The sequence below is a fragment of the Streptomyces sp. NPDC002845 genome, from assembly GCF_053591955.1.
Genome location: NZ_JBSFUU010000006.1, coordinates 40,652 through 66,464, shown reverse-complemented (window position 1 = coordinate 66,464; position 25,813 = coordinate 40,652). Strand labels below are relative to the sequence as shown.

At 70.7% G+C, this 25,813-nt stretch carries 20 protein-coding genes; 3 read left to right on the top strand and 17 right to left on the bottom strand.

All coding sequences use genetic code 11. The features are described 5' to 3' along the window. Positions 1–163: 163 nt before the first annotated feature. The 6 genes from serA to ACWD3C_RS05945 form a co-directional block, all read right to left on the bottom strand. Entirely contained in the window at positions 164–1,753 is a 1,590-nt protein-coding gene (serA, locus tag ACWD3C_RS05970; RefSeq protein ID WP_451140533.1) for a phosphoglycerate dehydrogenase, read from the bottom strand. Positions 1,754–2,011: 258 nt separating this feature from the next. Continuing rightward, complete coding sequence (ilvC, locus tag ACWD3C_RS05965) at positions 2,012–3,013, bottom strand: ketol-acid reductoisomerase (RefSeq protein WP_451140531.1); 1,002 nt, start codon at positions 3,011–3,013, stop codon at positions 2,012–2,014. A 253-nt stretch (positions 3,014–3,266) separates the two neighbouring features. Further along, positions 3,267–3,791, bottom strand: a complete 525-nt coding sequence (gene ilvN, locus ACWD3C_RS05960) for an acetolactate synthase small subunit (RefSeq protein ID WP_451140529.1) — start codon at positions 3,789–3,791, stop codon at positions 3,267–3,269. Between the two features lie 26 nt (positions 3,792–3,817). Further along, positions 3,818–5,668 carry an acetolactate synthase large subunit gene (locus ACWD3C_RS05955; protein WP_451140527.1) on the bottom strand — a complete coding sequence of 617 codons (1,851 nt, stop codon included), beginning with the start codon at positions 5,666–5,668 and terminating at the stop codon, positions 3,818–3,820. Positions 5,669–6,023: 355 nt separating this feature from the next. Then, a complete protein-coding gene (locus ACWD3C_RS05950) occupies positions 6,024–9,101 on the bottom strand; it encodes a putative bifunctional diguanylate cyclase/phosphodiesterase (RefSeq protein WP_451140526.1) in 3,078 nt (1,025 codons plus the stop codon). Positions 9,102–9,512: 411 nt separating this feature from the next. Then, on the bottom strand, positions 9,513–10,466 hold the full coding sequence (locus tag ACWD3C_RS05945; RefSeq protein ID WP_451140524.1) for a 2-hydroxyacid dehydrogenase: 954 nt from the start codon (positions 10,464–10,466) through the stop codon (positions 9,513–9,515). Positions 10,467–10,541: 75 nt separating this feature from the next. Here ACWD3C_RS05945 and ACWD3C_RS05940 point away from each other — a divergent pair, with 75 nt between their 5' ends. Together ACWD3C_RS05940 and ACWD3C_RS05935 are read left to right on the top strand one after the other, a co-directional pair. After that, the gene (locus ACWD3C_RS05940) at positions 10,542–11,540 is read left to right on the top strand and encodes an aldo/keto reductase (RefSeq protein ID WP_451140522.1); all 999 of its coding nucleotides are present in this window, start codon (positions 10,542–10,544) and stop codon (positions 11,538–11,540) included. A 139-nt stretch (positions 11,541–11,679) separates the two neighbouring features. Continuing rightward, the gene (locus tag ACWD3C_RS05935; RefSeq protein ID WP_451140520.1) at positions 11,680–12,846 is read left to right on the top strand and encodes a PQQ-dependent sugar dehydrogenase; all 1,167 of its coding nucleotides are present in this window, start codon (positions 11,680–11,682) and stop codon (positions 12,844–12,846) included. A 9-nt stretch (positions 12,847–12,855) separates the two neighbouring features. Here the strand turns inward: ACWD3C_RS05935 and ACWD3C_RS05930 are convergent, their stop codons facing one another. The 7 genes from ACWD3C_RS05930 to ACWD3C_RS05900 form a co-directional block, all read right to left on the bottom strand. Continuing rightward, positions 12,856–13,113, bottom strand: a complete 258-nt coding sequence (locus ACWD3C_RS05930; protein ID WP_451140518.1) for a type II toxin-antitoxin system RelE family toxin — start codon at positions 13,111–13,113, stop codon at positions 12,856–12,858. 30 nt (positions 13,114–13,143) lie between these two features. Further along, positions 13,144–16,224 carry a helix-turn-helix transcriptional regulator gene (locus tag ACWD3C_RS05925; RefSeq protein ID WP_451140774.1) on the bottom strand — a complete coding sequence of 1,027 codons (3,081 nt, stop codon included), beginning with the start codon at positions 16,222–16,224 and terminating at the stop codon, positions 13,144–13,146. Between the two features lie 116 nt (positions 16,225–16,340). Continuing rightward, a complete protein-coding gene (locus ACWD3C_RS05920; RefSeq protein WP_451140516.1) occupies positions 16,341–16,517 on the bottom strand; it encodes a hypothetical protein in 177 nt (58 codons plus the stop codon). 220 nt (positions 16,518–16,737) lie between these two features. Beyond that, a complete protein-coding gene (locus ACWD3C_RS05915; protein WP_451140514.1) occupies positions 16,738–17,385 on the bottom strand; it encodes a hypothetical protein in 648 nt (215 codons plus the stop codon). A 35-nt stretch (positions 17,386–17,420) separates the two neighbouring features. Then, entirely contained in the window at positions 17,421–17,996 is a 576-nt protein-coding gene (locus tag ACWD3C_RS05910; protein WP_451140512.1) for a GNAT family N-acetyltransferase, read from the bottom strand. Next, positions 17,974–20,217: an MMPL family transporter gene (locus tag ACWD3C_RS05905; protein ID WP_451140510.1), complete on the bottom strand. Its 2,244-nt coding sequence runs from the start codon at positions 20,215–20,217 to the stop codon at positions 17,974–17,976. Before ACWD3C_RS05905 ends, ACWD3C_RS05910 begins: the two co-directional genes overlap by 23 nt. 192 nt (positions 20,218–20,409) lie before the next feature. Then, entirely contained in the window at positions 20,410–20,808 is a 399-nt protein-coding gene (locus ACWD3C_RS05900) for a hypothetical protein (RefSeq protein ID WP_451140508.1), read from the bottom strand. Positions 20,809–20,997: 189 nt separating this feature from the next. On the opposite strand from ACWD3C_RS05900, the gene ACWD3C_RS05895 reads away from it, so the two are divergent. Next, positions 20,998–21,801 carry an SAM-dependent methyltransferase gene (locus ACWD3C_RS05895; protein WP_451140506.1) on the top strand — a complete coding sequence of 268 codons (804 nt, stop codon included), beginning with the start codon at positions 20,998–21,000 and terminating at the stop codon, positions 21,799–21,801. Between the two features lie 62 nt (positions 21,802–21,863). On the opposite strand, the gene gatB is transcribed toward ACWD3C_RS05895, so the two are convergent. Genes gatB through gatC form a run of 4 tightly spaced genes read right to left on the bottom strand, consistent with a single transcriptional unit; the run spans position 21,864 to position 25,436 of the window. After that, entirely contained in the window at positions 21,864–23,378 is a 1,515-nt protein-coding gene (gatB, locus tag ACWD3C_RS05890; protein ID WP_451140504.1) for an Asp-tRNA(Asn)/Glu-tRNA(Gln) amidotransferase subunit GatB, read from the bottom strand. A 15-nt stretch (positions 23,379–23,393) separates the two neighbouring features. Continuing rightward, the gene (locus ACWD3C_RS05885; protein ID WP_451140502.1) at positions 23,394–23,636 is read right to left on the bottom strand and encodes a hypothetical protein; all 243 of its coding nucleotides are present in this window, start codon (positions 23,634–23,636) and stop codon (positions 23,394–23,396) included. Continuing rightward, on the bottom strand, positions 23,633–25,132 hold the full coding sequence (gene gatA, locus ACWD3C_RS05880) for an Asp-tRNA(Asn)/Glu-tRNA(Gln) amidotransferase subunit GatA (protein WP_451140500.1): 1,500 nt from the start codon (positions 25,130–25,132) through the stop codon (positions 23,633–23,635). The genes ACWD3C_RS05885 and gatA overlap by 4 nt, the downstream gene beginning before the upstream one ends. 7 nt (positions 25,133–25,139) lie before the next feature. Further along, a complete protein-coding gene (gene gatC, locus ACWD3C_RS05875; RefSeq protein ID WP_451140498.1) occupies positions 25,140–25,436 on the bottom strand; it encodes an Asp-tRNA(Asn)/Glu-tRNA(Gln) amidotransferase subunit GatC in 297 nt (98 codons plus the stop codon). Positions 25,437–25,813 lie beyond the last annotated feature (377 nt).

The following is a 25,813-nucleotide window of genomic DNA, read 5'->3' as shown; positions in this document are numbered from 1 at the left end:
AGGTGGGCGGGCTGGTGGATCGTCAGCCCTCCGGCCGGCGTTCGAGGAACCGGGCTCCGCGACGAAGGCGAGTAGGCACTCGCGCAACCGGCAAAGGGCTGAGGCCCGGCCCACAGGTGGCCGGGCCTCAGCCCTCGTGCGAACAGACCTCAGAGTCGCACTCTCAGACCAGGTTCACCGACCGCGCCGATGTCGCGCCGATCTCCTCGGCGACCTCCGTCAGCACCGGCTGCGGCACTGTGTCGTCCACGGTGAGGACGGCGAGGGCCTCGCCGCCGGCGGTCAGACGCGAGACCTGCATGCCGGCGATGTTGACGCCCGCCTCGCCGAAGACACGGCCGACGGTGCCGACGACGCCCGGGCGGTCGACGTACTTGAGGACGACCATGTGGTCCGCGAGGGCCAGGTCGACGTCGTACTCGCCCACGGCGACGATCTTCTGGTGGTGCTTGGGACCGGCCAGCGTGCCGGAGACGGAGACCTCCTCGCCGTCCGCGAGGGTGCCGCGCACGGTGACGACGTTGCGGTGGTCCGGGGACTCCGAGCTCGTGGTCAGGCGCACCTCGACGCCGCGCTCCTGGGCGAACAGCGGGGCGTTGACGTACGAGACCGTCTCGTCGACGACGTCCTCGAAGACGCCCTTCAGCGCCGACAGCTCCAGCACCTTCACGTCGTGCTGGGTGATCTCGCCGTACACCTCGACGTCGAGACGGACCGCGACCTCGCCCGCGAGGGCGGTGAAGATGCGGCCGAGGCGCTCGGCGAGCGGCAGGCCCGGCTTGACGTCCTCGGCGATGACACCGCCCTGGACGTTGACGGCGTCCGGCACCAGCTCACCGGCGAGGGCGAGGCGGACGGACCTGGCGACCGCGATGCCCGCCTTCTCCTGGGCCTCGTCGGTGGAGGCGCCGAGGTGCGGGGTGCAGACGACCTCGTCGAGCTCGAAGAGCGGGGAGTCGGTGCACGGCTCCTTCGCGTACACGTCGAGCCCCGCGCCCGCGACGCGGCCCTCCTTGAGCGCCGAGTACAGCGCCGCCTCGTCGACGATCCCACCACGGGCCGCGTTGATGATGCGGACGCTCGGCTTGACCTTCTGCAGCGCCTCGGCGCCGATGAGGCCGAGCGTCTCGGGGGTCTTCGGCAGGTGGACGGTGATGAAGTCGGACACTTCGAGCAGCTCGTCCAGCGAGAGGACCTTCACGCCCATCTGCGCGGCGCGCGCGGGCTGCACATACGGGTCGTACGCGACGACCTTCATGCCGAAGGCCGACATGCGCTGGGCGACGAGCGCGCCGATGCGCCCGAGGCCGACGACACCGAGGGTCTTCTCGGCGAGCTCGACACCGGTGTACTTGCTGCGCTTCCACTCGCCGTTCTTCAGGGCCGTGTTGGCCTGCGGGATGTGGCGCGCGGTGGCGAGGACGAGACCGCAGGCCAGCTCGGCGGCGGTCACGATGTTCGAGGTGGGGGCGTTGACGACCATCACGCCGGCCTTGGTGGCGGCGGAGACGTCCACGTTGTCCAGGCCGACGCCGGCTCGTGCGACGACCTTCAGCTGGTTCGCGGCCGCGACCGCCTCGGCGTCGACCTTGGTGGCCGAGCGGATCAGGATCGCGTCGACGTCGGCGATGGCGGGGAGCAGTTCGGCTCGGTCCGCTCCGTTGCACTGCCGGATCTCGAAGTCCGGCCCGAGCGCGTCGACGGTCGCGGGCGACAGCTCTTCAGCGATGAGTACGACTGGTTTCGAGCTCACGTGAGTCCTCACAAGTCCAATGCTGCGGACGGCCGTCCCGACGGCCGCAGGCGGTGGAGGGGGTGGTGTCCGCGTGGAAGACGCACGACGCTGTGGGCCTGACGCGTATGTAGTACGGCAGTGTAGTGGCGCGGCGGAGGTCGTCTTACGCCCCTGCGGAAGGATCACTCGTCCGTGGCCGGTACTCCACGGACGAGGCATGACCCGGGGTTCGGCGACGGGGCCGCGGCGCGTCGCCGCGGCCCCGTTCGCACGGACTTACGCCTCGTCGTCGTTGACCCACGACATGAGCTTGCGCAGCTCCTTGCCCGTGGTCTCCAGCAGGTGCTCGGAGTCCTGGGTCTTGTACTCGTTGTACTTCTTCAGACCGCCGTGGTACTCGTCCATCCAGTTCTGGGCGAACGTGCCGTCCTGGATCTCGGCGAGGACCTGCTTCATCTCGGCCTTGGTGGCGTCGGTGATGATCCGCGGGCCGGTGACGTAGTCGCCCCACTCGGCGGTCTCGGAGACCGACCAGCGCATCTTGTCCAGGCCGCCCTCGTACATGAGGTCGACGATCAGCTTCAGCTCGTGCAGGCACTCGAAGTACGCGATCTCCGGCTGGTAGCCGGCCTCGGTCAGCGTCTCGAAGCCCGCCTTGACCAGCGCGGCCGTACCACCGCAGAGGACGGCCTGCTCACCGAACAGGTCGGTCTCGGTCTCCTCGGTGAAGGTCGTCTTGATGACGCCGGCGCGGGTGCCGCCGATGCCCTTGGCGTACGACAGCGCCAGCGCGAACGCGTTGCCGGTGGCGTCCTGCTCGACGGCCGCGATGCACGGAACGCCGCGGCCCTCCTCGTACTGGCGGCGGACCAGGTGGCCCGGGCCCTTCGGGGCGACCATGCAGACGTCGATGCCGGCCGGGGGCTTGATGAAGCCGAAGCGGATGTTGAAGCCGTGGCCGAAGAAGAGGGCGTCGCCGTCGTTCAGGTTCGGGGCGATGTGCTCCTCGTACACCTGCGCCTGGATCGGGTCCGGCACCAGGATCATGATGACGTCGGCCTCGGCGGCGGCCTCGGCCGGGGTGACCACGCGCAGGCCCTGCTCCTCGGCCTTCGCCTTGGACTTGGAGCCCTCGTGCAGACCGACGCGGACGTCGACACCCGAGTCACGCAGCGACAGCGCGTGGGCGTGGCCCTGGCTGCCGTAGCCGATGACCGCGACCTTGCGGCCCTGGATGATGGACAGGTCGGCGTCGTCGTCGTAGAACAGCTCGGCCACTTTGGGTTCTCTCCTTGTGTGCAGGTGTTGCGTCCCACCGTATGACGGTGAGGAGCGGGGAAGTCTTCGGGTCTCGCCATACGGGCGGAAGGCGTCCCTTTTTTAGGGCTCGGTTCGCCTCCGGGGCGCTCCAGCCGGTGTCGAGCGTACGACCGTGCTCGGCCCTTCTTCGTCGGGCGCTCCGCGCGCTCGTACGCTCGACACCAACGCGCCCCTTCGGCTCACTCGCCGTGCCGACCGCCCGTCGCCATCCTTACGCGGACCGGTCCAGTGCGCGCAGCGACCGGTCCGTGATCGAACGCGATCCGCGTCCGATCGCGATCGTGCCGGACTGGACGAGCTCCTTGATGCCGTACGGCTCCAGCATCTTGAGCATGGCGGACAGCTTGTCGCTGCTGCCGGTGGCCTCGATGGTGACGGCCTCCGGGGAGACGTCGACGGTCTTGGCGCGGAACAGCTGGACGATCTCAACGATCTGGGAGCGCGTCTCGTTGTCGGCGCGCACCTTCACCAGAACGAGTTCGCGCTGAACGGCCGAACCCGGCTCCAGCTCGACGATCTTCAGCACGTTGACGAGCTTGTTGAGCTGCTTGGTCACCTGCTCCAGCGGCAGGTCCTCCACGTTCACCACGATGGTGATGCGGGAGATGTCGGGGTGCTCGGTGACGCCGACGGCGAGGGAGTCGATGTTGAAGCCGCGGCGGGAGAACAGGGCGGTGATCCGGGCGAGGACGCCGGGCTTGTTCTCGACGAGCACCGAGAGCGTGTGCTTGGACATGGTGGTGGTACCTCTTCCTACTGCTCTCAGTCGTCTTCGTTGTCGCCGAAGTCGGGGCGGACGTCCCGGGCGGCCATGATCTCGTCGTTGGAGGTGCCGGCGGCGACCATCGGCCAGACCATGGCGTCCTCGTGGACGATGAAGTCGATGACGACCGGGCGGTCGTTGATCGCGTTGGCCTCGGCGATGACCTTGTCCAGCTCGTCCGGGGACTCGCAGCGGATCGCGTGGCAGCCCATGGCCTCCGACAGCTTCACGAAGTCGGGGACGCGGGTGCCCCTGGCATCCGGGTTGACGTCGTCCGGGCCGGAGTGCAGCACGGTGTTGGAGTAGCGCTGGTTGTAGAACAGGGTCTGCCACTGGCGGACCATCCCGAGGGCGCCGTTGTTGATGATGGCGACCTTGATCGGGATGTTGTTCAGGGCGCAGGTGGTGAGCTCCTGGTTGGTCATCTGGAAGCAGCCGTCGCCGTCGATCGCCCAGACGGTCCTGTCCGGGGCACCCGCCTTGGCGCCCATGGCGGCCGGGACCGCGTAGCCCATGGTTCCGGCGCCGCCGGAGTTCAGCCAGGTGGCGGGCTTGTCGTACTCGATGAAGTGGGCGGCCCACATCTGGTGCTGGCCGACGCCCGCCGCGAAGATCGTGCCCTCGGGTGCGAGTTGGCCGATGCGCTCGATGACCTGCTGCGGAGAGAGGGAGCCGTCCTCGGGCTGGTCGTAGCCGAGGGGGTAGGTCTCGCGCCAGCGGTTGAGGTCGGTCCACCAGGCGGTGTAGTCGCCCTGGTTGCCCTCGCTGTGCTCCTTCTGGACGGCCTGGACCAGGTCGGCGATGACCTCGCGGGCGTCACCGACGATCGGCACGTCGGCGGCGCGGTTCTTGCCGATCTCGGCCGGGTCGATGTCGGCGTGGACGATCTTGGCGTACGGGGCGAAGCTGTCCAGCTTGCCGGTGACGCGGTCGTCGAAGCGGGCGCCGAGGGCGACGATCAGGTCGGCCTTCTGCAGCGCGGTGACGGCGGCCACGCTGCCGTGCATGCCGGGCATGCCCAGGTGCTGCGCGTGGCCGTCGGGGAACGAGCCGAGCGCCATCAGGGTGGTGGTGACGGGCGCTCCGGTGAGCTCGGCGAGGACCTTCAGCTCGGCGGTGGCGCCGGCCTTGAGGACGCCGCCGCCGACGTACAGGACGGGCCGCCTGGCGGCGGTGATCAGCTTGGCGGCCTCGCGGATCTGCTTGGCGTGCGGCTTGGTCACCGGGCGGTAGCCGGGCAGGTCCATGGTGGGCGGCCAGCTGAAGGTGGTCCGCGCCTGGAGGGCGTCCTTGGCGATGTCGACCAGGACCGGGCCGGGGCGGCCGGTGGAGGCGATGTGGAACGCCTGCGCGATCACCCGGGGGATGTCCTCGGCCTTGGTGACCAGGAAGTTGTGCTTGGTGATCGGCATCGTGATGCCGACGATGTCCGCCTCCTGGAAGGCGTCCGTGCCGATCGCCTTCGACGCCACCTGGCCGGTGATCGCCACCAGCGGCACCGAGTCCATGTGGGCGTCGGCGATCGGGGTCACCAGGTTGGTGGCGCCGGGACCCGAAGTCGCCATGCAGACACCGACCTTGCCGGTGGCCTGCGCGTAGCCGGTGGCCGCGTGGCCCGCGCCCTGCTCGTGGCGGACGAGGACATGGCGCACCCGCCGGGAGTCCATCATCGGGTCGTACGCCGGGAGGATGGCGCCCCCGGGAATCCCGAATACCGTGTCGGCCCCGACCTCCTCAAGCGAGCGGATGAGGGACTGCGCGCCCGTCACGTGCTCGACGGGGGTGGACTGCGGTCCTCCGGATCGGGGCCGCGGCTGCGGATGGTGGGCCCCGGTGGCCTGCTCGGTCATCGGCATTCTCTTCTCGATGCTGAGGGTTTTTGCGAGGTTTGTGCGGTGTGCGGCGCTGGTCGACAGGCGCCTGTGCAACAAAAAACCCCTCGTGCCGGGAGGCAAGCGAGGGGAGCGCGCCGGATACGGTCGCTGGGGATTCCGGATCGTCCTCCGGTGGGTCCCAGCTTCAGCCGACGCGCTTTCCAAGTACGAGAATTCGGGTGCGCATGGCACAGACCCTCCCCCCGGCACGCACCACGTGTCAAGTGAGTGGGACGGGAGTCTCATTATGTGAGCGGAGGGCCGTTCCGCCTTCGCGGGCAGCGGGTACGCCACGTGCGCACGCCCCCGCTCCCCGTTCCCCATGGCTCGTTCACCTCCGGGGCGCGACAGTCGGTGTCGAGGGCACGACCGTGCTGAGACCTTCGGGCCGCCGTGGGCCGGCGCCCTCGACTTCGCCCGAACGGGGGGAACCCCAGGCCCCTTCGACACCGACGCGCCCGCCGCCCGCGAACGCGGGCTCGGCCGGTCCGTGGGGCACCGGGTAATGCCCCGACGACAGTGCCCGGCGCAGCCGGTATTCGTCCAGCGGCGCGGAGAAGGCCATGCCCTGGCCGTGGGTGCAGCCCATCGCGCGCAGGGCGACGACCTGTTCGGGCAGGTCGACACCTTCCGCCACGGACTGCAGGCCCAGGTCGGTGGCGATGCGCAGCAGCCCACTGGTGATCTTGTGCAGCCGCGCGGACTCGACGACTCCCTCGACCAGGCTTCTGTCGAGCTTCAGTACGTCGACGGGGAGCCGCCGCAGCGCCGTGATGGCCGCACAGCCGCCGCCGAACCCGTCCAGGGCGATCCGGACACCGAGCCGCCTGAGGGCGTTCAGCCGACGCTCCAGCTCGTCCAGGGAAGTCCGGGTGTCGGTGTCGGACAGCTCGATCGTCAGGGCGCCGGAGGGCAGCCCGTGGCGGGTCAGGAGGGCCTCGACGGAACCGAGGGGCAGTGAGCGGTCCAGCAGCCGCCGGGCGCTCATACGGACGGCGACGGGCACCGACAGGCCGGTGGCGGTGCGCTCGCCGGCCTGCCCGACGGCCTCCTCAAGCATCCAGCGGCCCAGCTCGGCAGCCTTGTCGCTGTCCTCCGAGACACGCAGGAAGTCGGCCGACGTGAAGGGCACCCCTTGGGACGAGCGCCAGCGGGCCTGCGCCGCGACCGACGTGATCCGGCCGTCCTCCAGCGCCACCACGGGCTGGTGCAGCAGCATGAACTCGCCGTCGTTCAGCGCGGCCCGCAGCCGGGTGGCCAGCTCGGCCCTGCGTACGACGTCCTGCTGCATCTGTGGCGCGTACAGCTCGACCCGGCCCTTGCCGGCCGCCTTGGCGCGGTACATGGCGAGGTCCGCGTTGCGCAGCAACTCGCCTGCCCCGAGGCCCGGTTCGGCGAAGGCCACGCCGATGGAGGCGGCCACCCGGACGTCATTGCCGTCGATGGTGTACGGCTGCGAGAGGGTGACGCGGAGCCGGTCGGCGAGTTCGAAGATGTGCTGTTCGCGGGCGGCACGGTCACGGGAGCCGTCCCCGACGATGAGCGCCGCGAACTCGTCGCCGCCCAGACGGGCGGCGGTGTCCCCCTGCCGGACCGCATCCTGGAGTCTGCGGGCGGCCTGGACGAGCAGCTCGTCCCCGGCCTGGTGCCCGATCGTGTCGTTGACGGCCTTGAAACCGTCGAGGTCGATGAAGAGAACCGCCGTACCGCGCAGCGCGGCGCCGCGGTCCGAGGCGCGGCGGCCGGAGAGCGCCTGCTGCACGCGCTTGGTGAACAGCGCGCGGTTGGGCAGGTCCGTGAGCGGGTCGTGCTCGGCGTTGTGCTGGAGCTGCGCCTGCAGGCGCACTCTTTCGGTCACGTCCCGGCTGTTGAAGATGAGGCCGCCGTCGTGCCGGTTGACGGTGGACTCGACGTTCAGCCAGCCGCCGTCGCCGGACTTGAAGCGGCACTCGATGCGGGTCGTGGGTTCTTCGACGGGGCTGGCGGCGAGGAAGCGGCGCACCTCGTGCACCACGCAGCCCAGATCCTCCGGGTGGATGAGCGAGGCCAGTTCGGACCCGGCGAGTTCCTCCGCGGGACGGCCGTACACGCCCGCGGCGGCCGGGGAGACGTACCGGAGGATGCCGTTCGGCGCGGCGATCATGATGACGTCGCTGGAGCCCTGCACCAGGGAACGGAAGTGGTTCTCCTTCTGGGCGAGTTCCTGGGTGAGGGTGATGTTGTCGAGGAGCATGATGCCCTGGCGCACCACGAGGGCGAGCACGACGGTGCAGGCCGTGATGAGCACCACGCGGTCGACCCTGCGGCCGTTGAGGACGTTGTAGAGGATGCCCAGGGTGCAGACGGCGGCGGCCAGGTAGGGAGTGAGCGCGGCCAGCGATCCGGCGATGGGGCGCGTGACCGGACTGCGGCCGTGGCCTCCTCCCTGGAGGGACACGTGCGGGTGTCCTCCCTGGTGCGCGTGGTCGCCTTCGTGGCGCCCGCCGGGCTGTCCGTCATGGCGCTGTCCGGGGATGTGCTCGTGCGCCACGCGCGCGAGCTCCTGGTGTTCCGCCCGTCCGTGGCGTGGGGCGACCCAGGGGGCGTACGCGAGGAGCAGGGAGCCCGCGAACCAGCCCGCGTCGAGAAGCTGGCCGGAGCGGTAGGTGTTGTGCAGCAGGGGCGAGGCGAACAGGGCGTCGCACATCACGGTGAGCGCGAGCGCGCCGATCGCGGTGTTCACCGCGGACCGGTGCACCGACGAGCGCCGGAAGCGCAGTGCCAACACCATGCTGAAGAGGGCGATGTCGAGGAGCGGGTAGGCGAGGGAGAGCGCGGTGTGCGCCACGCTCGACCCGTCGACCTTGGCGGCCTGAGCGAGCGCGAGGCTCCAGGAGAGGGTGACCAGGCAGCCGCCGATCAGCCAGGCGTCCAGCGCCAGACAGACCCAGCCGGCCTTGGTCACGGGCCTCTTGGCCAGCACCAGCAGCCCCACGATCGCGGGCGGCGCGAAGCACAGGAAGAACAGGTCGGCGTAGCTCGGGCTGGGCACGGAGCGGCCGAGGACGACCTCGTACCAGCCCCAGACGCCATTGCCGAGCGCCGCCATCGTGGAGGAGAGGGCGAACAGCAGCCAGGCGGGCCGGACGCGGCTGCGGCGGCTGCGCGCGTAGCGGAAGCAGGAGACGGCCGCGGTCGCGGCCGCGGCGCTGAGCCCGAAGTCACCCATGATCAGGGCGACCTGCTCGGAGCCCCAGCCGAACGCGGAACCGACGGCGTAGACCGCGCAGACGAGGGCCAGCCCGAGCTGTGCACGCAGGTTCGATCCACCGCCGCTCGTCGTCGGCCCGCTGGGCAGCAGCGAGTCGGCGAGGGGCTGCGCACGAGGCGCCGGAGGGAGCGTGGTGACGGGAGAGGGGCGGGGACTCACCGGGCCTCCCCGATGAGAGCCGCTCCCGAGTCCCGCTGGTCCCGGTGCGCCTGGAGCGTGTGCCTCCTGCGGCTGCTGTGCCCACGGTGGTAGTGAGGACCGCAGTGTCCGCAGTGCCCGCCGTGTCCGCTGTGACCGCTCCGCTTGCGTCTGCGCGTCGTGGCACGCCAGGGTCGCCGGCGGCGGCCCCGCCGCGTCGGATCGTTGGTCCATAGGCCGTGCATCGCCCGTCGCCCCCCTCGCAGTCTGAAATATCCATCCCCGGCGCCGAACGGTGCACGGCGCAGCCCCTGTCGGGACGATACACCAGTCTCGTCACTCAGGGACATAGTTCCTCTACGCTCCGTGACGACCAGCGGCAATGCGGACACCTAACGCATTCGAAGGAACGCGGAGGGTGCCCGAAGTGGACTACAGGCCAGCCGTCCCGCCTGTCGTAAGGACCACGTTTCGCAGTGGCTCTTGGTTCACGAAACGCTGCAACTGGTCCACCAGGAGCCTTTTCGCGCGCGGCAGGAAGGCGGACGTGGGCCCTCCGACATGGGGGCTGATGAGCACGCCGGGCGCGTGCCACAAGGGATGTCCCGGCGGCAGCGGCTCGGGATCGGTGACATCCAGGGCGGCCGTGATCCGCCCGCTCTCCAACTCGGCCAGCAGCGCCTTGGTGTCCACGACGGGCCCGCGGGCGACGTTCACCAGCAACGCGCCGTCCTTCATCCGGGCCAGGAAATCCTCGTCGACCAGCCCTCTCGTCTGCTCCGTGAGCGGCGTGGAAAGGATCACGACATCCGCCTCTGGCAACAAGGAAGGCAGTTGGGTGAGCGGATGCACCGGTCCGCGCTCCGTGGTGCGCCCAGAGCGCGCCACGCGCGCCACCCGCGCGAGCTCGAAGGGCGCGAGCCGGTCTTCGATGGCGGCGCCGATGGACCCGTAGCCGACGATCAGCGCGGACTTGTCGGCCAGCGCCGGACGGAAGCCGCTCTGCCAGTGCCCCTGTTGCTGGGCGCGAACGAAGCCCGGGATGCCGCGCAGGGAGGCGAGGGTGAGGGTGAGCGCGAGTTCGGCCGTGCTCGCCTCGTGCACCCCGCGTGCGTTGCACAGCCGTACGCCCGGCGGCACGTCCGAGATCCGCGCCATGACGTCGTCGACGCCCGCGGTCAGCGTCTGGATGACCTGGACGTTCCGCATGGGCTTCAGCGGCCGGACCTTCACGGTCTGCCGCTTCATGTACGGCACGACGTACATGACGCACGCGCCCGGATCGGCGGGAAAGTCCTGCTCACCGTCCCAAAAGAGGTAATTGGGCCCTTCGGGAAGCCCCTCGATCTCGTGCGGCGGGATGGGAAGCCATACGTCAGCGTTCATGCTGAGGAGGCTATGCGAACCCCTCCCGCCCGCAGAGGTTAGTTTGGGTGGCCGGGCAAGGGAGGGTACGACCAGGTGGAGCGCAGGACGATCGGCGCGGCGACGCTCGATGTGGGGGCGGTCGGACTCGGGTGCATGCCGATGAGCTGGGCGTACTCCGGCTCACAGCAGCGGGGGGACGAGTCGCTGCGGACCGTGCACCGGGCGCTGGACCTGGGCTCGACCCTCTTGGACACGGCCGACATGTACGGCCCCTTCACCAACGAGCTGCTCGTGGGCCGGGTCCTTAAGGAACGCCGCGCGGAGGCCTTCGTGTCGACGAAGGCGGGGCTGCTGGTGGGCGAACAGCACATCGTGGCCAACGGCCGCCCGGGCTACGTGAAACGAGCCTGCGACGCCTCGCTGCGCCGCCTGCAGACGGACGTCATCGACCTCTACCAGCTCCACCGCGAGGACCCCGAAGTCCCCGTCGAGGAGACCTGGGGTGCGATGGCGGAGCTCGTCCAGGCCGGAAAGGTACGGGCGCTGGGCCTGTGCGCCGTGGGTGCCCGCGCCGGCCGTCGTGCGGGCGCACGTCTGCACGACGGAACGATCCGCCAGCTGGAGCGCGTTCAGCAGGTCTTCCCGGTGAGTGCGGTGGAGGCCGAGCTCTCGGTGTGGTCCCCCGAGGCCCTGGACGCCCTGCTGCCCTGGTGCAAGGCCCGAGGCGTGGGCTTCCTGGCCGCCATGCCCCTGGGCAACGGTTTCCTCACCGGCACCCTGACCCCCGGCGAGGGTTTCGAACCCGACGACATGCGCGCCCGCCACCCCCGCTTCACGGCCGAGATGATGGCCGCCAACCAGCCGATCGTCGCCGGGCTGCGCAGAGTGGCCCGACACCACGGCGACTCCGTGACCCCGGCCCAGGTGGCACTGGGCTGGACCCTGGCCCAGGGCCCTCATGTGGTTCCGGTGCCGGGGGCCAAGCGGGAGCGGTGGGTGACGGAGAACGCGGGGGCGGCGGGGGTGCCCTTGACACCGGAGGATCTGGCGGAGGTGGCGGGGTTGCCTGCGGCGCGGGGGTCTTGGGACTGAGAGGACCGAGATCCGCCCCGACGGGGCGAAAAGCGCCCCGGGCCGTCGGAAAATTGGGCTTGATCCGTCGGACATGGAACCTGTGGGGCACCCGCGGTGTATGAACAAGTAGAAGCGCCCCGTCGAAGGGATCAAGATCGTGCAACGTCGAGCTGTAACGGCCGTGTTGGCCGCCGCCGCGCTTCTGGTGACGGCCGGCTGTTCATCCGACGACGGGGAGGAACCGACCGGAGCCACAAGCTCCGCCCCGGCCGGCGGTACGGCACCGGACGCGTCGTCCTCCGGGCAGGCCGAGGATGAGGCCCCACCCGCGAAGGGCTCGGTGGAAGTGGTCCGCACGGTCACCGAGGGCCTGGACACCCCCTGGGGCCTGGCCCCCCTCCCGGAGGGCGGCCTCCTCGTGTCCTCCCGGGACGAGGGCACCATCACCCTGGTCGACGAGGAGTCGGGCGAGAAGACAGAACTCGGCGAGGTCCCCGGCGTCGCACCGGCCGGCGAGGGCGGCCTCATGGGCCTCGCGATCTCCCCGGACTACGCGTCGGAGCACATGATCTACGCGTACTTCACCTCGGAGTCGGACAACCGCATCGTGCGCATGCTGTACGACGCGGACAAGCCGGAAGGCCGGCAGCTGGGCGCCCCGGACACCATCCTGCGCGGCATCCCGAAGGGCACGAACCACAACGGCGGCCGTATCGCCTTCGGCCCCGACGGAATGCTGTACGCCGCCACCGGTGAGCGGTACGAGGAACAGCTTGCCCAGGACAGGGAGTCCCTCGGCGGCAAGATCCTCCGCATGACCCCGGACGGCGAACCAGCCCCGGGCAACCCCTTCGACGACTCGGTCGTCTACTCGTACGGCCACCGCAACGTCCAGGGCCTGGCCTGGGACACCAAGCAGCGCCTGTGGGCCTCGGAGTTCGGCCAGAACACCTGGGACGAGCTGAACCGGATCGAGCCGGGCGGCAACTACGGCTGGCCGGACGTCGAGGGCAAGGGCGACGAGTCCGGCTTCATCGACCCGGTGGCCCAGTGGACCGTGGAAGAGGCATCCCCCAGCGGCATCGCCATAGCGGAGGGCTCCGTCTGGATGGCCGGCCTGAGGGGCCAGCGCCTGTGGCGCATCCCTCTGAAGGGCACCGAGGTCTCGGCCGACCCCCAGGCCTTCCTGGAGGGCGAGTACGGCCGCCTCCGCACCGTCGTCTCGGCCGGCGACAACAAGCTGTGGCTGGTCACGAGCGAGACGGACGGCCGGGGCTCCCCGGAGGACGGCGACGACAAGATCCTGGAGCTGGAGGTGGAGTAGAGCGCCGGGCTACTCGTCTTCGAGGAGCGAGTGGTCGAGGATCGCCACGGAGACAAGGATCAGAAACGCCCGGTGAACCATGTAGCCAACGGTGAGCCCTGGAGCGACGGACACCACGCGGATGTCCTCGCCGCTCACCGCCTGGGAAACCGGCGTGAACGGGTCCTCGGCCAGTTTCAGGAGCCCGCGCTCCAGGAGCTTGCGCTGGTCCTCGGGAAGTGCGTCACGCTGCGTCGCAGCGCGCTCTGTGAACTCGATCTGGTACACGGCTCCTCCGTGACTCGTGGCCTACCTGCATTACCCCGCAGCCGCCCCTTCCCCGACCCCCGCCGCGAACAACCGCAGCCGATGCGCCACAGCCGCCGCCTCCCCCCGCCCCGAGACGCCCAGCTTGCCCAGGATGTTCGACACATGGACGCTCGCCGTCTTCGGCGAGATGAACAGCTCCTCCGCGATCTGACGGTTGCTGCGCCCTGCCGCGACAAGGCGGAGCACATCGCGTTCGCGGCTGGTGAGGCCGAGGGCGGCGGCCGGGTCGGCGGGGGTAAGGGCGGAGGGCTCGGGGCCGCGGGCCAGGGTGAGGCGGGCGCGCTGGGCCAGCAGGGCGATCCCCTCGGCGAGCGGGCGGGCACCGAGGTGGTCGGCCACGGCGGCGGCCAGGCGGAGGAGTTCCGTGGCCCGGTAGCGGTCGTCCGCACCGCCCCCGTGCGTCAGCAGGGCCTCGGCGAGGCGGTACCGGACGCGGGCGAGGTCGTACGGCCGTTCCAGGCGCTCGAAGGCGGTGGCGATCTCGGACCAGGTGCGCGGGGTCAGCACGCCCTCGGCACGCTGGAGTTCGGCGTGCACCCAGACGTCGTACGCACGCCAGATCGGCGCCCCCGTGGTGAGCTTCCTGACCGCGGTGAAGATCCGGTCGAGTGCCTCGGCACGCCCCGGCTCGGCGATGGGCAGGCCGAGGGCATCGGCCTCCGCGGTGGCGGCGGCGAGCAGCAGCGGCCAGGCGTAGCGCTGGGTGCCGGGCGGGAATCCGGGCTCCAGGGCGGACACGAGCTCCGCGCGGGCGTCGAGGAGGCGGCCCTCGGCGGCGGCGATGCCGAGGGCCGCGTGGGCCATGGGCAGGCTGCTCTGGGGCATGGGGTCATGGGTGCCGTAGAAGGCGCGGGCGTCGGCCAGTTGGCGGGCGGCCTCGGCCGTGTCGCCCCGGGCCAGCGCGAGTTCGGCGAGGTGGAGGGAGCCGCCGCCGCGCGGTTTGGTGTTCTGGCCGGAGGTCTTGGCCCGTGTCGCGGCCTCGGCGGCCTCGTCCCAGCGGCCCAGGGGGAAGAGTGACTCGGCGAGGTTGCTCCAGACCCAGGTCTGGGACTCCAGCATGCCGGGCTTCTCGGTGAGTTCGAGTCCCTCCCGCAGCACCTCCACGGCCTCCCAGGAGCGGCCGACGGACTCCAGGCTCGACGGCAGGTTCACATGACTGCGGCCCACGACGGTCAGGAGCGACCGCTCGACGACCTTGTCCCTGATCGCGTACAGCTCGCCGAGCCCGGCCTCGACGTCGCCCGCGTCGACCATGAGTCCGCCGAGGGTGATCCGCGCGTTCAGCTCGATGTCCTCGGCGCCCACCATGCGCGCGTACTCGACGGCACGCTGGGCGGCGGAGAGCGCCTCGGGGCCGGGGGCGTGGAGCATGGACCAGCCCGCGGCCCTGGCCAGCACCTCGGCGTGCACCTCCGACGGGGGCAGCCCGCGCACCAGTTCCTGCGCAGTGCCGAGCTCCCGCCATCCGTCGCCCCGCGCCAGGCCCTGGACCAGCAGGGAGCGCTGCACCCAGAACCACGCGGCCCGCAGGGCGTCCGTCTCCTCCTCGATCAGGTGCAGTGCCTGCTTGGTGATCTTCAGAGCGCGCTCCCGCTCCCCGCACAGCCGCCCGGCGACGGCGGCCTCGGCCATCAGGTCGAGGTAGCGCAGGGGTGTGGTGGCCGGGTCGCAGCCGCAGGGCGGATAGACCTCCGTGTAGTCGACGGGGCGCAGTCCGTCCCGTACGGCGTCGGGGGCGGTCTCCCACAGCTCCATCGCCCGCTCCAGGAGCCGCAGTTGCTCCGAGTAGGCGTGCCGGCGGCGGGCCTCGACGGAGGCGTCGAGGACGGCGGGCAGGGCCTTGGCCGCGTCGTGGGCGTGGTACCAGTAGCTGGCCAGGCGGGTGGTGCGGCCGTCGGCCGGGACGAGCGTCGGGTCGGCCTCCAGGGCTTCGGCGTAGCGGCGGTTGAGGCGGGAGCGCTCGCCGGGCAGCAGGTCGTCGCTGACCGCCTCGCGGACCAGGGAGTGACGGAAGCGGTAGCCGTCGCCGCCGGGCGCGGCGAGCAGGATGTTGGCGCCGACGGCAGCCCGCAGCGCCTCGATGAGGTCGTCCTCGGGGAGCCGGGCCACGGCCGCGAGCAGCGCGTACTCGACGGTGGAGCCGCCCTCGGCGACGATCCGGGCGATCCGCTGGGCCTCCTCGGGGAGTCCTTCGACGCGGACGAGGAGTACGTCCCGGAGGGAGTCCGTGAGGCCGGTGCGGCAGCCCTCGTGGGCGGCGACGGCGAGTTCTTCCACGAAGAAGGCGTTGCCGTCGGAGCGTTCGAAGATCTCGTCGACCTGGGCGGGGTCGGGTTCGTAGGTGAGGATTCCGGCGATCTGGCGGGCCACTTCGGCGCGGTTGAAGCGGCCCAGTTCGATACGGCGGACCGTGCGCAGCCGGTCCAGTTCGGCGAGCAGCGGCCGGAGCGGGTGGCGGCGGTGGATGTCGTCGGCGCGGTAGGTGGCGACGACGACCAGGCGGCCGGTGCGGAGCGTGCGGAAGAGGTAGGCGAGGAGGTGGCGGGTGGAGGCGTCGGCCCAGTGCAGGTCCTCCAGGGCGACGACGACCGTGCGGTCGGCGGCGACGCGTTCCAGGAGGCGGGCGGTGAGTTCGAAGAGGCGGGCCGTGCCCTCCTCGTCGTGCCGACCCCGGCTGGTCTCCCCCAACTCGGGCAGGAGCCGGGCCAGTTCCTCCTCCTGCCCGGCGGCCGCGGCGGACACCTCGTCGGGGAGCTGCCGGCGCAGGGCGCGCAGGGCCGTGGAGAAGGGCGCGAACGGCAGCCCGTCGGCGCCGATCTCGACGCAGCCGCCGAGCGCGACGACCGCGCCCTCGCGGGCGGCCGCCGCGGCGAACTCCTCGATCAGCCGCGTCTTCCCGACGCCGGCCTCACCGCCGAGCAGCAGCGCCTGCGGCTCTCCCCCAGTGCTCAACGCCTGGAAGGTACCCCCAGCTCCGGCGCGGGCGAGCGCGTCGTGCAACACCTGCAGTTCGTCGGCGCGACCGACGAACACCGGACTGACGGACCTGGTCTCCACACCGCAGAGCATCGCACGGAGGTCTGACAACGCGGCACCCGATATCGGCGGACGCACCCGACGGCGGCCGTCCCCCGTACGGCCGCCCTCACTCGCCCCCGTGCCCACCCGCGTACTCTCCCTCGCGATCACGCGGCGCGGGCGAACCAGTAGCGGCGCGGACGACGGCTATGCACCCGCCCCTCCGTGTCGTGCCGGGCGGAGGCCTCGCGGGCCGCGCGGCGGGCCTCGCGCGCCCGGCGGTAGTCCTCGGCCTCGCGGATCAGCTCGGCGGAACGGATCTGGTGAAGCTCGTACGTGAACATCTCGTACCCCTGCCTGAAGCGTCGGTTTCGGTTCTCGCTTTCCGCGATGCCTCAACCTTCGTCTCCAAGGCGGGTCCGCCACATCGGGAGAGTTCCGCATCTTGAACGCGCGAGGGGCCTTAGTTCCGCCGTAAGCGTCGTACGGCGGAACTAAGGCCCCTCAGAGGCCGCTCAGGGGCCACTCAGAAGCTCCTCAAAGGCCCTTCAGAGCCGGGGAAATTCAGGCGCCCGGCACGGAGAGCAGGATGTCGGTGTACTTCAGGGTGGCCAGCACCAGGCCGATGACGCCGAGCGAGATGCCCGCCCAGGCGACCGACTTGATCCAGGGGGCCTGCGCCTGATCGGGGTCGCCGAACGCGGGCCGGACCAGCACGACGACGCCGACGATCAGGGCGATCAGCGCGAAGATGCCCGCGACCAGGGCGTTGGCGTTCCAGGAGTTGCCGTACACCTGCTCGATCTGCGTGGCGACGCTGGAGTCCGCCGCGGTCTCCAGCTGGCCGTACAGCGAGTCGCGGGCCTGGGCGACGGTGCCGAGCCAGCTGCCGGTCAGCGAGACGAGCCCGAGCGCGACGGACACGATGCCCGCGGCGCCCTGCCCCACGCCGACGGAGGCGTTCCCGGCGGCGGGCGGCTGCTCGTCGGTCAGCTCCTCGGAGGAGTCGAATGCGTCGGACGCGCCCTCCGAAGTCTCCTCCGCCGTCTCACCCTTGGTGACGCCCTCCTTGGTGACGCCTTCCTTGGTGACGTCCCCCTTGGTGACGCCCTCCTTGGTGACGTCCCCCTTGGTGACGTCCACCGCCTCCTCGTCGCGCTTCGCCTCGGTGCCGGTCTCGGCCCCGGCCTCGTCAACTGTCTCGGTTCCCATACCGGGCACCGTACGGACGCTGTCTGAGAGCTCTCTTAATGATCGCTGTGACCGGCACGCGCGCGTGCCTCGCGCCACTCGGGGGCGAGAATCGACCACACCTCCAGGTCCTGCCGTACGCCGTGGTGAAGGTAGCTCTGCCGGCGCACACCGTCGCGGGCCATGCCCAGCCGCCGGGCCACGTTGACGCTCGGGATGTTCCCGGAGGCGGCGACCCACTCGACACGGTGGATGCCGCGCTGCTCGACGGCGAAGTCGATGAGCACCCGCATCGCGCGCGTGACCAGCCCGCGCCCGGTACCGGCGGGCTCCAGCCAGCAGCCGACCTCGCAGTTGCCCTGCTCGGCGTCGAAGTTGAGGAAGAGCACCCCGCCCACGAGCTTGTCGTCCAGCCACAGGCCGTGCAGGGAGGCGCTGTCGGCGGCACGTATGTCGGCGTACTTCTGGAGCATCTGCCGCGCGGAGGCCAGGTTCGTGGCCTTCTCACCGAACGGTACGAACCGGTTGATGAACTCGCGTCCCCGCTCCAGATGCGCGAGGAACTCCTCGGCGTGCCAGGGCTCCAGGGGGCGCAGTTCGGCTCCGTCGTCACCCAGAGATATCGCGTACATCCCGCTGCTGCTCCTTCGCCAGTACGTCCGCCACCTCGGCGTCCGTCGCAGCGGCCAGCCTTTCATGGGCGGCGCGGCACTCGGGAGGCTCGATGCTGATGCGCGGCAGCCTGCGGTCGAGCCAGCGGGGCAGCCACCAGTTGGCGCCGCCGAGCATGTGCATGAGGGCAGGGACGAGGAGCGTACGGAGGACGAAGGCGTCGAGCGCGACGGCGGCGGCGAGCGCGATGCCGAACATGGCGATCACCCGGTCGCCGCTGAGTACGAAGGCGAGGAAGACGGAGATCATGATGACCGCCGCGGAGTTGATCACCCGGCTGGTCTCGGCGAGGCCGACACGGACGGCGCGCCGGTTGTCGCCGGTCTCCAGCCACTCCTCGTACATCCGGCTGACCAGGAAGACCTGGTAGTCCATGGAGAGTCCGAAGAGGACGGACACCATGATCACGGGGAGGAAGGGCTCGATCGGCCCGGCGCGGCCCAGCCCCAGCAGTTCGCTGCCCCAGCCCCACTGGAAGATCGTGACGACGACTCCGAAGGCGGCGGCGACGGCGGCGACGTTCATCGCGGCGGCCTTGAGCGGTATGCCGATCGACCGGAAGGCGACGAGCAGCAGCACACAGCCGAGCCCGATGACGACCCCGACGAACAGCGGCAGCTTGCCGACGATCACGTCGGCGAAGTCGTCGTAGCTCGCGGTGACCCCGCCGACATGCAGGTCGAGCGAGGTGCCGGTCTCGGCGCGCGGCAGCACCTCGGTGCGCAGCCGGTCGACGAGGTCGCTGGTCCGCTCGGACTGCGGGGAGGACTCCGGTACGACGACGACGTACGCGGTGTCGCTCTCCGTGCTGTACGTCACCGGGCTCGCCCAGGCGACTCCGTCGGTGGCGCGGAGCGAGGCGTCGAGGTTGTCGAGCGCGAGCTTGTCCGCGGCGCCGTCGACCGGGGTGACGATGGTGAGCGGCCCGTTCACGCCGGGGCCGAAGCCGTCGGCGAGGAGGTCGTACGCCTGCCGGGTGGTCGTCGACTCCGGGTTGTTGCCCTGGTCGGAGGTGCCCAGGCGGAGCGAGAGGGTGGGCAACGCGAGCAGGGTCATGAGGACGAGCGCGAGGGCGCCGAGCTTCTTGGGGTGCCGCTCGACGAAGGCGGACCAGCGGGCCGCGAACCCGGTGGGCAGCTCGGGCTCGGGGCCGTGCTCGACGAGGCGGCGGCGCTCGCGGCGGCTGAGGGCGCGCATGCCGATGAAGGACAGCAGGGCGGGCAGCAGCGTCACGGAGGCGGCGACGGTGAGGACGACGGTCAGACAGGCGGCGATCGCGACCCCGTTGAGGAAGCTCAGCCGCAGGATCAGCATGCCGAGCAGCGCGATGCAAACGGTGGCACCCGCGAACACCACGGCCCGCCCGGTGGTGGCGACGGCGTTCCGCGCGGCCTCCTCGACCGGCAGCCCGCGCTTGAGCCCTCTGCGGTGCCTGGTCACGATGAACAGCGCGTAGTCGATGCCGACGCCGAGGCCGATCAGCATGCCGAGCATGGGCGCGAAGTCCGCGACGGTCATGACATGGCCGAGGAGCACGATCCCGGCGTACGCCGTGCCGACGCCGACCAGCGCGGTGGCGATCGGCAGCAGGGAGGCGGCGAGCGAGCCGAAGGCGAGGAACAGCACGACGGCGGCGACGATCACGCCGACCGCCTCGGCGATGTGCCCGCCCTCCGATTCGGTGAGCCCGATCGCGTTGCCGCCCAGCTCCACCTGGAGCCCGTCGGTCGCGGCGGCCCTGGCGATGTCGACGACCTGCCGGACCTCTTCCTCGTCGAGGTCCTGGGCCCGGTCCCCGAAGATGACCGTGGCGTACGCCGTACGGCCGTCGCCGCTGATCAGGCCCGATCCCCGGCCCTCGTAGGGGCTGCCGACGGCGGCCACCCCGGGCAGGTCGGCGATCCGGTCCAGGGTGCGGGTCATGGTCTGCTCGACGTCGGCCGAGCGGACGGTGCCCGACGCGGTGTGCCAGACGACGGTGTCGCTGTCGCCGCCGAGGGTCGGGAAGCCGTTCTGGAGCAGCTGGGCGGCGCGGCTGGACTCGGTGCCCGGGGTGTCGTAGTCGTTCGAGTACGCGGCCCCCGTCACGGCGGCACCGGCGGTGACACCCCCGAACGCGAGAAGCCAGAGCAGTGCGGCGACGAGGCGGTGCCGGACGCACCAGCGCGCGAGGGCTGCCACAGGCGTGCTCCCTGGGGGTGACTTGTGGATCTTTGACCGGGAACAGCCACTGATGGAACTGAACAGCCCGCAAAGAACGCATGAGCAATGGCTGACCACTCTTACAGGCGGAAGTGATCGTTTGACGCATTCATGGGTTTAATCACAGGAGTGCGAGCCAGTTCACAGGACAATCGCATGGACTCTGCCGCCTCAGTCGAACTGGTCTCCGAATGCCATCACCATCGCCCCGGCAACCAGCAGCCACAGGGCCCGGCGGGTGTGACCGCGGAAGCCGAGGAGGGCCGCGAGGGCGCAGACGGCGGCGCCGAGGGCGTAGGCGACCGGGACGAGCACCGGGTCGGAGCCGGTGGAGCGGAGTGCCGACGCGGCGAGGCCGGCGAGGGCCAGCAGCGCCCCGGTCCCGACTGCCGCCCAGCGGGCCCGGCGCACCTCCCGCACCGGCTCACCGGCGTCCGGCTCCTCGTCCGACTCCTCGGTGGGCGCGTCGTCCAAGTCCTCGGCCTGCGCCTCGTCCGTCACCTCGTCGGTCACCTCGTCGGTCACCTCGTCCGGCTCCTCGTCCGGATCGGAATCAGCACGTCCACTCATGGCGCGCGAGCGTAGCGCCCCCTCGCCGAGAAACCAGGTGCGGGGCGGGGAGGCCGGCTGCTACCTTCCCGGCGTCCGCAGTCCCGGCACATCGCCGCCGACCGAAGCAGGTGCATTGTTTGAAGGTCCGACCGAGCTCCGACGCACCCCGTTCTTCTCCTTCCGAGAACACAAGGAGCCCGTTCACCGATGTCCGACATCACACCCAGGACCTCGACAGACGACCTCACTGACCGCCTGACCCACCCCCGCTACCCGCGCAGCAACCGCTACGACGCCCGCTGGACCGTCGACAACCAGATGGGCCCGCACGCCCTGTGGCTGCTGGAGTGGCTGGCCCCGGCCCTCGGCCTGGAGGACCTGCGCCCCGGCGCACGCGTCCTCGACCTCGGCTGTGGCCGTGCCATGACGTCCGTCTTCCTCGCCAGGGAGTACGGCGTCCAGGTCACCGCCGCCGACCTGTGGATCGAGCCCGACGACAACGCCCGGCGCATCGCCGAGGCGGGCGTCGCCGACCGGGTGCTGCCGGTGCACGCGGAGGCGCACGACCTGCCGTTCGGCGAGGGCACTTTCGACGCGATCGTCTCCATTGACGCGTACCACTACTTCGGCACCGACGATCTGTACCTGCCGACGCTGACGCGGCTGCTGAAGCCCGGCGGGCGGATCGGCGTCGTCGTGCCGGCGTTCCGCGAGGAGCCGGAGCGCGTCGAACTGCCGGAACACATCAAGGCGTTCGGCGACCCGGGCTTCTGGGCGTTCCACTCCGCGGCCTGGTGGCGGCGGCACTGGACACGCTCCGGAGCCGTGGAGGTCGAGGCCGCCGACTGGCTGACCGACGGCTGGCGCGACTGGCTGCTGTGGAGCGAGGTGTGCGCCGAGGAGAGCCCTGAGGAGTTCCACGTGATCATGTCGCGGCGGGCGGTCGAGATGCTGCGGGTCGACGAGGGCCGCCATCTCGGCTTCGTACGGGTCGTGGGGCGCCGCCCGTAAGCGACAGCCCCGGGGGACGCACCGCTGTCGGTGCGTCCCCCGGGGCTTGTGACTGCGTGGGCTCAGCCCTCGCTGACGCCCAGCTTCTCCAGGATGAGTTCCTTGACGCGGGCCGCGTCGGCCTGACCCCGCGTGGCCTTCATGACGGCGCCGACGAGCGCGCCGGCCGCGGCCACCTTGCCGCCGCGGATCTTGTCCGCGACGCCCGGGTTGCCGGCGATGGCCTCGTCGACGGCCGTGCCGAGCGCCCCCTCGTCCGAGACGACCTTCAGCCCGCGCTTCTCGACGACCTCGTCCGGGGTGCCTTCGCCCGCGAGGACGCCTTCGATGACCTGACGGGCCAGCTTGTCGTTCAGGGACCCCTCGGCGACCAGGGCGGTCACCCGGGCGACCTGCTCCGGCGTGATGGCCAGCTCGTCGAGCGTCCTGCCCGACTCGTTGGCGCTGCGCGCGAGTTCGCCCATCCACCACTTGCGGGCGGAGGCCGCGTCAGCGCCCGCGTCGATCGTGGCGACGATCGGAGCGAGGGCACCGGCGTTGAGGAGCGACTGCATGTCGGTCGCGGAGATGCCCCACTCCTCACGCAGCCGGTTGCGGCGGACGAGCGGCAGCTCAGGGAGCCCGGCGCGCAGTTCCTCGACCCACTCGCGGGTCGGGGCGACCGGCACGAGGTCGGGCTCCGGGAAGTACCGGTAGTCCTCGGCCTCTTCCTTCACGCGGCCCGAGGTCGTCGACCCCGTGTCCTCGTGGAAGTGACGGGTCTCCTGGACGATCGTGCCGCCACCGCCGAGGACGGCGGCATGCCGCTGGATCTCGTAACGGGCGGCACGCTCCACGGAACGCAGCGAGTTGACGTTCTTGGTCTCGCTCCGCGTGCCGAACTTCTCGCCGCCCTTGGGCATCAGCGACAGGTTCACGTCGCAGCGCATCTGGCCCATCTCCATGCGGGCCTCGGAGACACCGAGCGCACGGATGAGCTCGCGCAGCTCACGCACGTACGCCTTCGCGACCTCGGGAGCCCGCTCGCCCGCACCGACGATCGGCTTGGTGACGATCTCGATGAGCGGGATGCCCGCGCGGTTGTAGTCGAGGAGCGAGTGCGAGGCGCCGTGGATACGGCCGGTGGCACCACCCACATGGGTGGACTTGCCGGTGTCCTCCTCCATGTGGGCGCGCTCGATCTCCACACGGAAGGTCTCGCCGTCCTCCAGCTGCACGTCGAGATAGCCGTTGAAGGCGATCGGCTCGTCGTACTGGGAGGTCTGGAAGTTCTTCGGCATGTCCGGATAGAAGTAGTTCTTCCGGGCGAAGCGGCACCATTCGGCGATCTCGCAGTTCAGCGCGAGACCGATCTTGATCGCGGACTCGACGCCGGTCGCGTTGACGACCGGGAGCGCGCCGGGCAGGCCGAGGCAGACCGGGCAGGTCTGCGTGTTGGCGCCCTGGCCGAGCTCGGTGGAGCACCCGCAGAACATCTTGGTCTTGGTGCCGAGTTCGACATGGACCTCAAGGCCCATGACGGGGTCGTACGACGCCAGCGCGTCCTCGTACGACACCAGGTCGGTCATGGTGGTCACGGTGAAACTTCCCTCTCAGCCCAGCAGGACGTCGTCGTCGCCCAGGCGCTTCAGCTCGCGGTAGAGGATGGCGAGGCCGGTGACGATGGCGGCGGCGGACACGGCGGCGTCGATCAGGCGGAGCGTGTCGTTCTCGGAGCGGGCCTTCTTGGCCTGCTTGACGACACTGATCGCACCGGCGGCGGTGGTGGCCATGGACAGGTACGTACCGGACTTGGACTTCTTGAAGCCCTTGGCCTTGGACAGTGCCTTACTCACAGCGACGGAGCCTCCTCGATCAGCGGGTGCCCCCACTGTTCCACGAAGGCGGCCTCGACGGCGGCGCCCACCTTGTAAAGACGGTCGTCCTGCATCGCCGGGGCGATGATCTGCAGACCGACGGGCAGACCGTCCTCCGGCGCGAGGCCGCAGGGCAGCGACATGGCCGCGTTGCCCGCGAGGTTGGTCGGGATGGTGCAGAGATCCGCGAGGTACATCGCCATCGGGTCGTCGGCGCGCTCGCCGATCGGGAAGGCGGTGGTGGGGGTCGTGGGCGACACGATCACATCGACCTGCTCGAACGACTTCTCGAAGTCGCGGGTGATGAGCGTACGGACCTTCTGGGCGCTGCCGTAGTACGCGTCGTAGTAGCCGGAGCTGAGCGCGTACGTGCCGAGCATGATGCGCCGCTTGACCTCGGGGCCGAAGCCCGCCTCACGGGTGAGGGAGGTGACCTCCTCGGCGGAGTGCGTGCCGTCGTCGCCCGTACGCAGGCCATAGCGCAGGCCGTCGAAGCGGGCGAGGTTGGAGGAGCACTCGGACGGCGCGATCAGGTAGTACGCCGACAGGGCCAGGTCGAAGGACGGGCAGTCCAGCTCGACGATCTCGGCGCCCAGGTCCTTGAGGAGGGCGACGGCCTCGTCGAAGCGCTGCACGACGCCGGCCTGGTAGCCCTCGCCGCGGAACTGCTTGACGACACCGACGCGCATCCCGGCGACCGAGCCGTTGCGGGCGGCCTCCACGACCGGCGGTACGGGCGCGTCGATGGAGGTCGAGTCGAGGGGGTCGTGCCCGCCGATGACCTCGTGGAGCAGGGCGGCGTCCAGGACCGTACGGGCGCAGGGCCCGCCCTGGTCGAGGGAGGACGAGAACGCGACCATTCCGTACCGCGACACCCCGCCGTACGTCGGCTTCACGCCCACCGTGCCGGTGACGGCGGCCGGCTGGCGGATGGAGCCGCCGGTGTCGGTGCCGATGGCGAGGGGGGCCTGGAAGGAGGCGAGGGCAGCACTCGACCCACCGCCGGAGCCGCCGGGGATGCGAGTCAGGTCCCACGGGTTGCCGGTGGGCCCGAAGGCGCTGTTCTCGGTGGAGGACCCCATGGCGAACTCGTCCATGTTGGTCTTGCCGAGGATGACGACGTCGGCGGCCTTCAGCTTCTTGGTGAGGGTGGCGTCGTACGGCGGAATCCACCCTTCGAGGATCTTGGACCCGACGGTGGTCGGAATCCCCTCGGTGGTGAAGATGTCCTTGAGCGCGAGGGGAACGCCGGCGAGCGGGCCCAGCTTCTCGCCCCTCTTTCGCTTCTCGTCCACGGCACGGGCCTGCGCCAGGGCGCCCTCGCGGTCGACGTGCAGGAAGGCGTGGACCTTCTCGTCGACGGCCTCGATACGGGCGAGGTGGGCCTCGGTGACCTCGACGGCGGTGAGCTCGCCGACGGCGATCTTCTGCGCGGTCTCGGCCGCGGTGAGCTTGATGATGGAGCTGTCGGTCATGACGTGATCAGTCCTCCCCCAGGATCTGCGGCACCTTGAAACGCTGCTGCTCCTGGGCCGGGGCGCCGGAGAGCGCCTGCTCGGGGGTGAGCGACGAACGGACCTCGTCCACGCGCATGACGTTCGTCAGCGGCAGCGGGTGCGAGGTCGGCGGTACGTCTTGGTCGGCGACCTCGCTGACGCGGGCGACCGCGCCGATGATGTCGTCCAGCTGGCCTGCGAAGTGGTCGAGCTCTTCGGGCTTCAGCTCCAGACGCGCCAGCCGGGCGAGGTGGGCGACCTCCTCGCGCGTGATGCCAGGCATGCAGCGATCCTCTGGGGTGAGTGTGTGTGGTTTGGCCCAATCCTATGGGGCCACGGTGCGTGCCCGCGCACGGGTTTCGCGCGGCGGGGTGGCTGGGGAGGGTTTGTCGCCCCCGCCGCCCCTACCCGTTCCCGTCCCCTGGGGCTCCGCCCCAGACCCCGCCAAGGGGCTCCGCCCCCTGGACCCCCGCTCCTCAAACGCCGGAGGGGCTGAAATGACCAGGGCCGGAGGGACTGAATGGGGCCGCGCCCCGAAAGGGGCGCGGGGCTGTCACATTGTGCGGCTCCGCCGCGTGGGCGCGACCAGCCACACACCACCCGCAGACAACCCACCCGCCCCAGACACCCCCAGCGGGTCGAAGGGGCGCAGCCCCTGGG

Excerpts from the sequence above, each read along its gene's own strand:
- gatC (WP_451140498.1), bottom strand. The coding sequence starts at position 25,436 with ATGCCTGGCATCACGCGCGAGGAGGTCGCCCACCTCGCCCGGCTGGCG.
- ACWD3C_RS05900 (WP_451140508.1), bottom strand. The coding sequence starts at position 20,808 with ATGAGTGGACGTGCTGATTCCGATCCGGACGAGGAGCCGGACGAGGTG.
- ACWD3C_RS05945 (WP_451140524.1), bottom strand. The coding sequence starts at position 10,466 with ATGAACGCTGACGTATGGCTTCCCATCCCGCCGCACGAGATCGAGGGG.
- ACWD3C_RS05895 (WP_451140506.1), top strand. The coding sequence starts at position 20,998 with ATGTCCGACATCACACCCAGGACCTCGACAGACGACCTCACTGACCGC.
- ACWD3C_RS05915 (WP_451140514.1), bottom strand. The coding sequence starts at position 17,385 with ATGGGAACCGAGACAGTTGACGAGGCCGGGGCCGAGACCGGCACCGAG.
- ACWD3C_RS05925 (WP_451140774.1), bottom strand. The coding sequence starts at position 16,224 with ATGCTCTGCGGTGTGGAGACCAGGTCCGTCAGTCCGGTGTTCGTCGGT.
- ACWD3C_RS05955 (WP_451140527.1), bottom strand. The coding sequence starts at position 5,668 with ATGACCGAGCAGGCCACCGGGGCCCACCATCCGCAGCCGCGGCCCCGA.
- ACWD3C_RS05920 (WP_451140516.1), bottom strand. The coding sequence starts at position 16,517 with ATGTTCACGTACGAGCTTCACCAGATCCGTTCCGCCGAGCTGATCCGC.
- gatA (WP_451140500.1), bottom strand. The coding sequence starts at position 25,132 with ATGACCGACAGCTCCATCATCAAGCTCACCGCGGCCGAGACCGCGCAG.
- ilvN (WP_451140529.1), bottom strand. The coding sequence starts at position 3,791 with ATGTCCAAGCACACGCTCTCGGTGCTCGTCGAGAACAAGCCCGGCGTC.
- ACWD3C_RS05910 (WP_451140512.1), bottom strand. The coding sequence starts at position 17,996 with ATGTACGCGATATCTCTGGGTGACGACGGAGCCGAACTGCGCCCCCTG.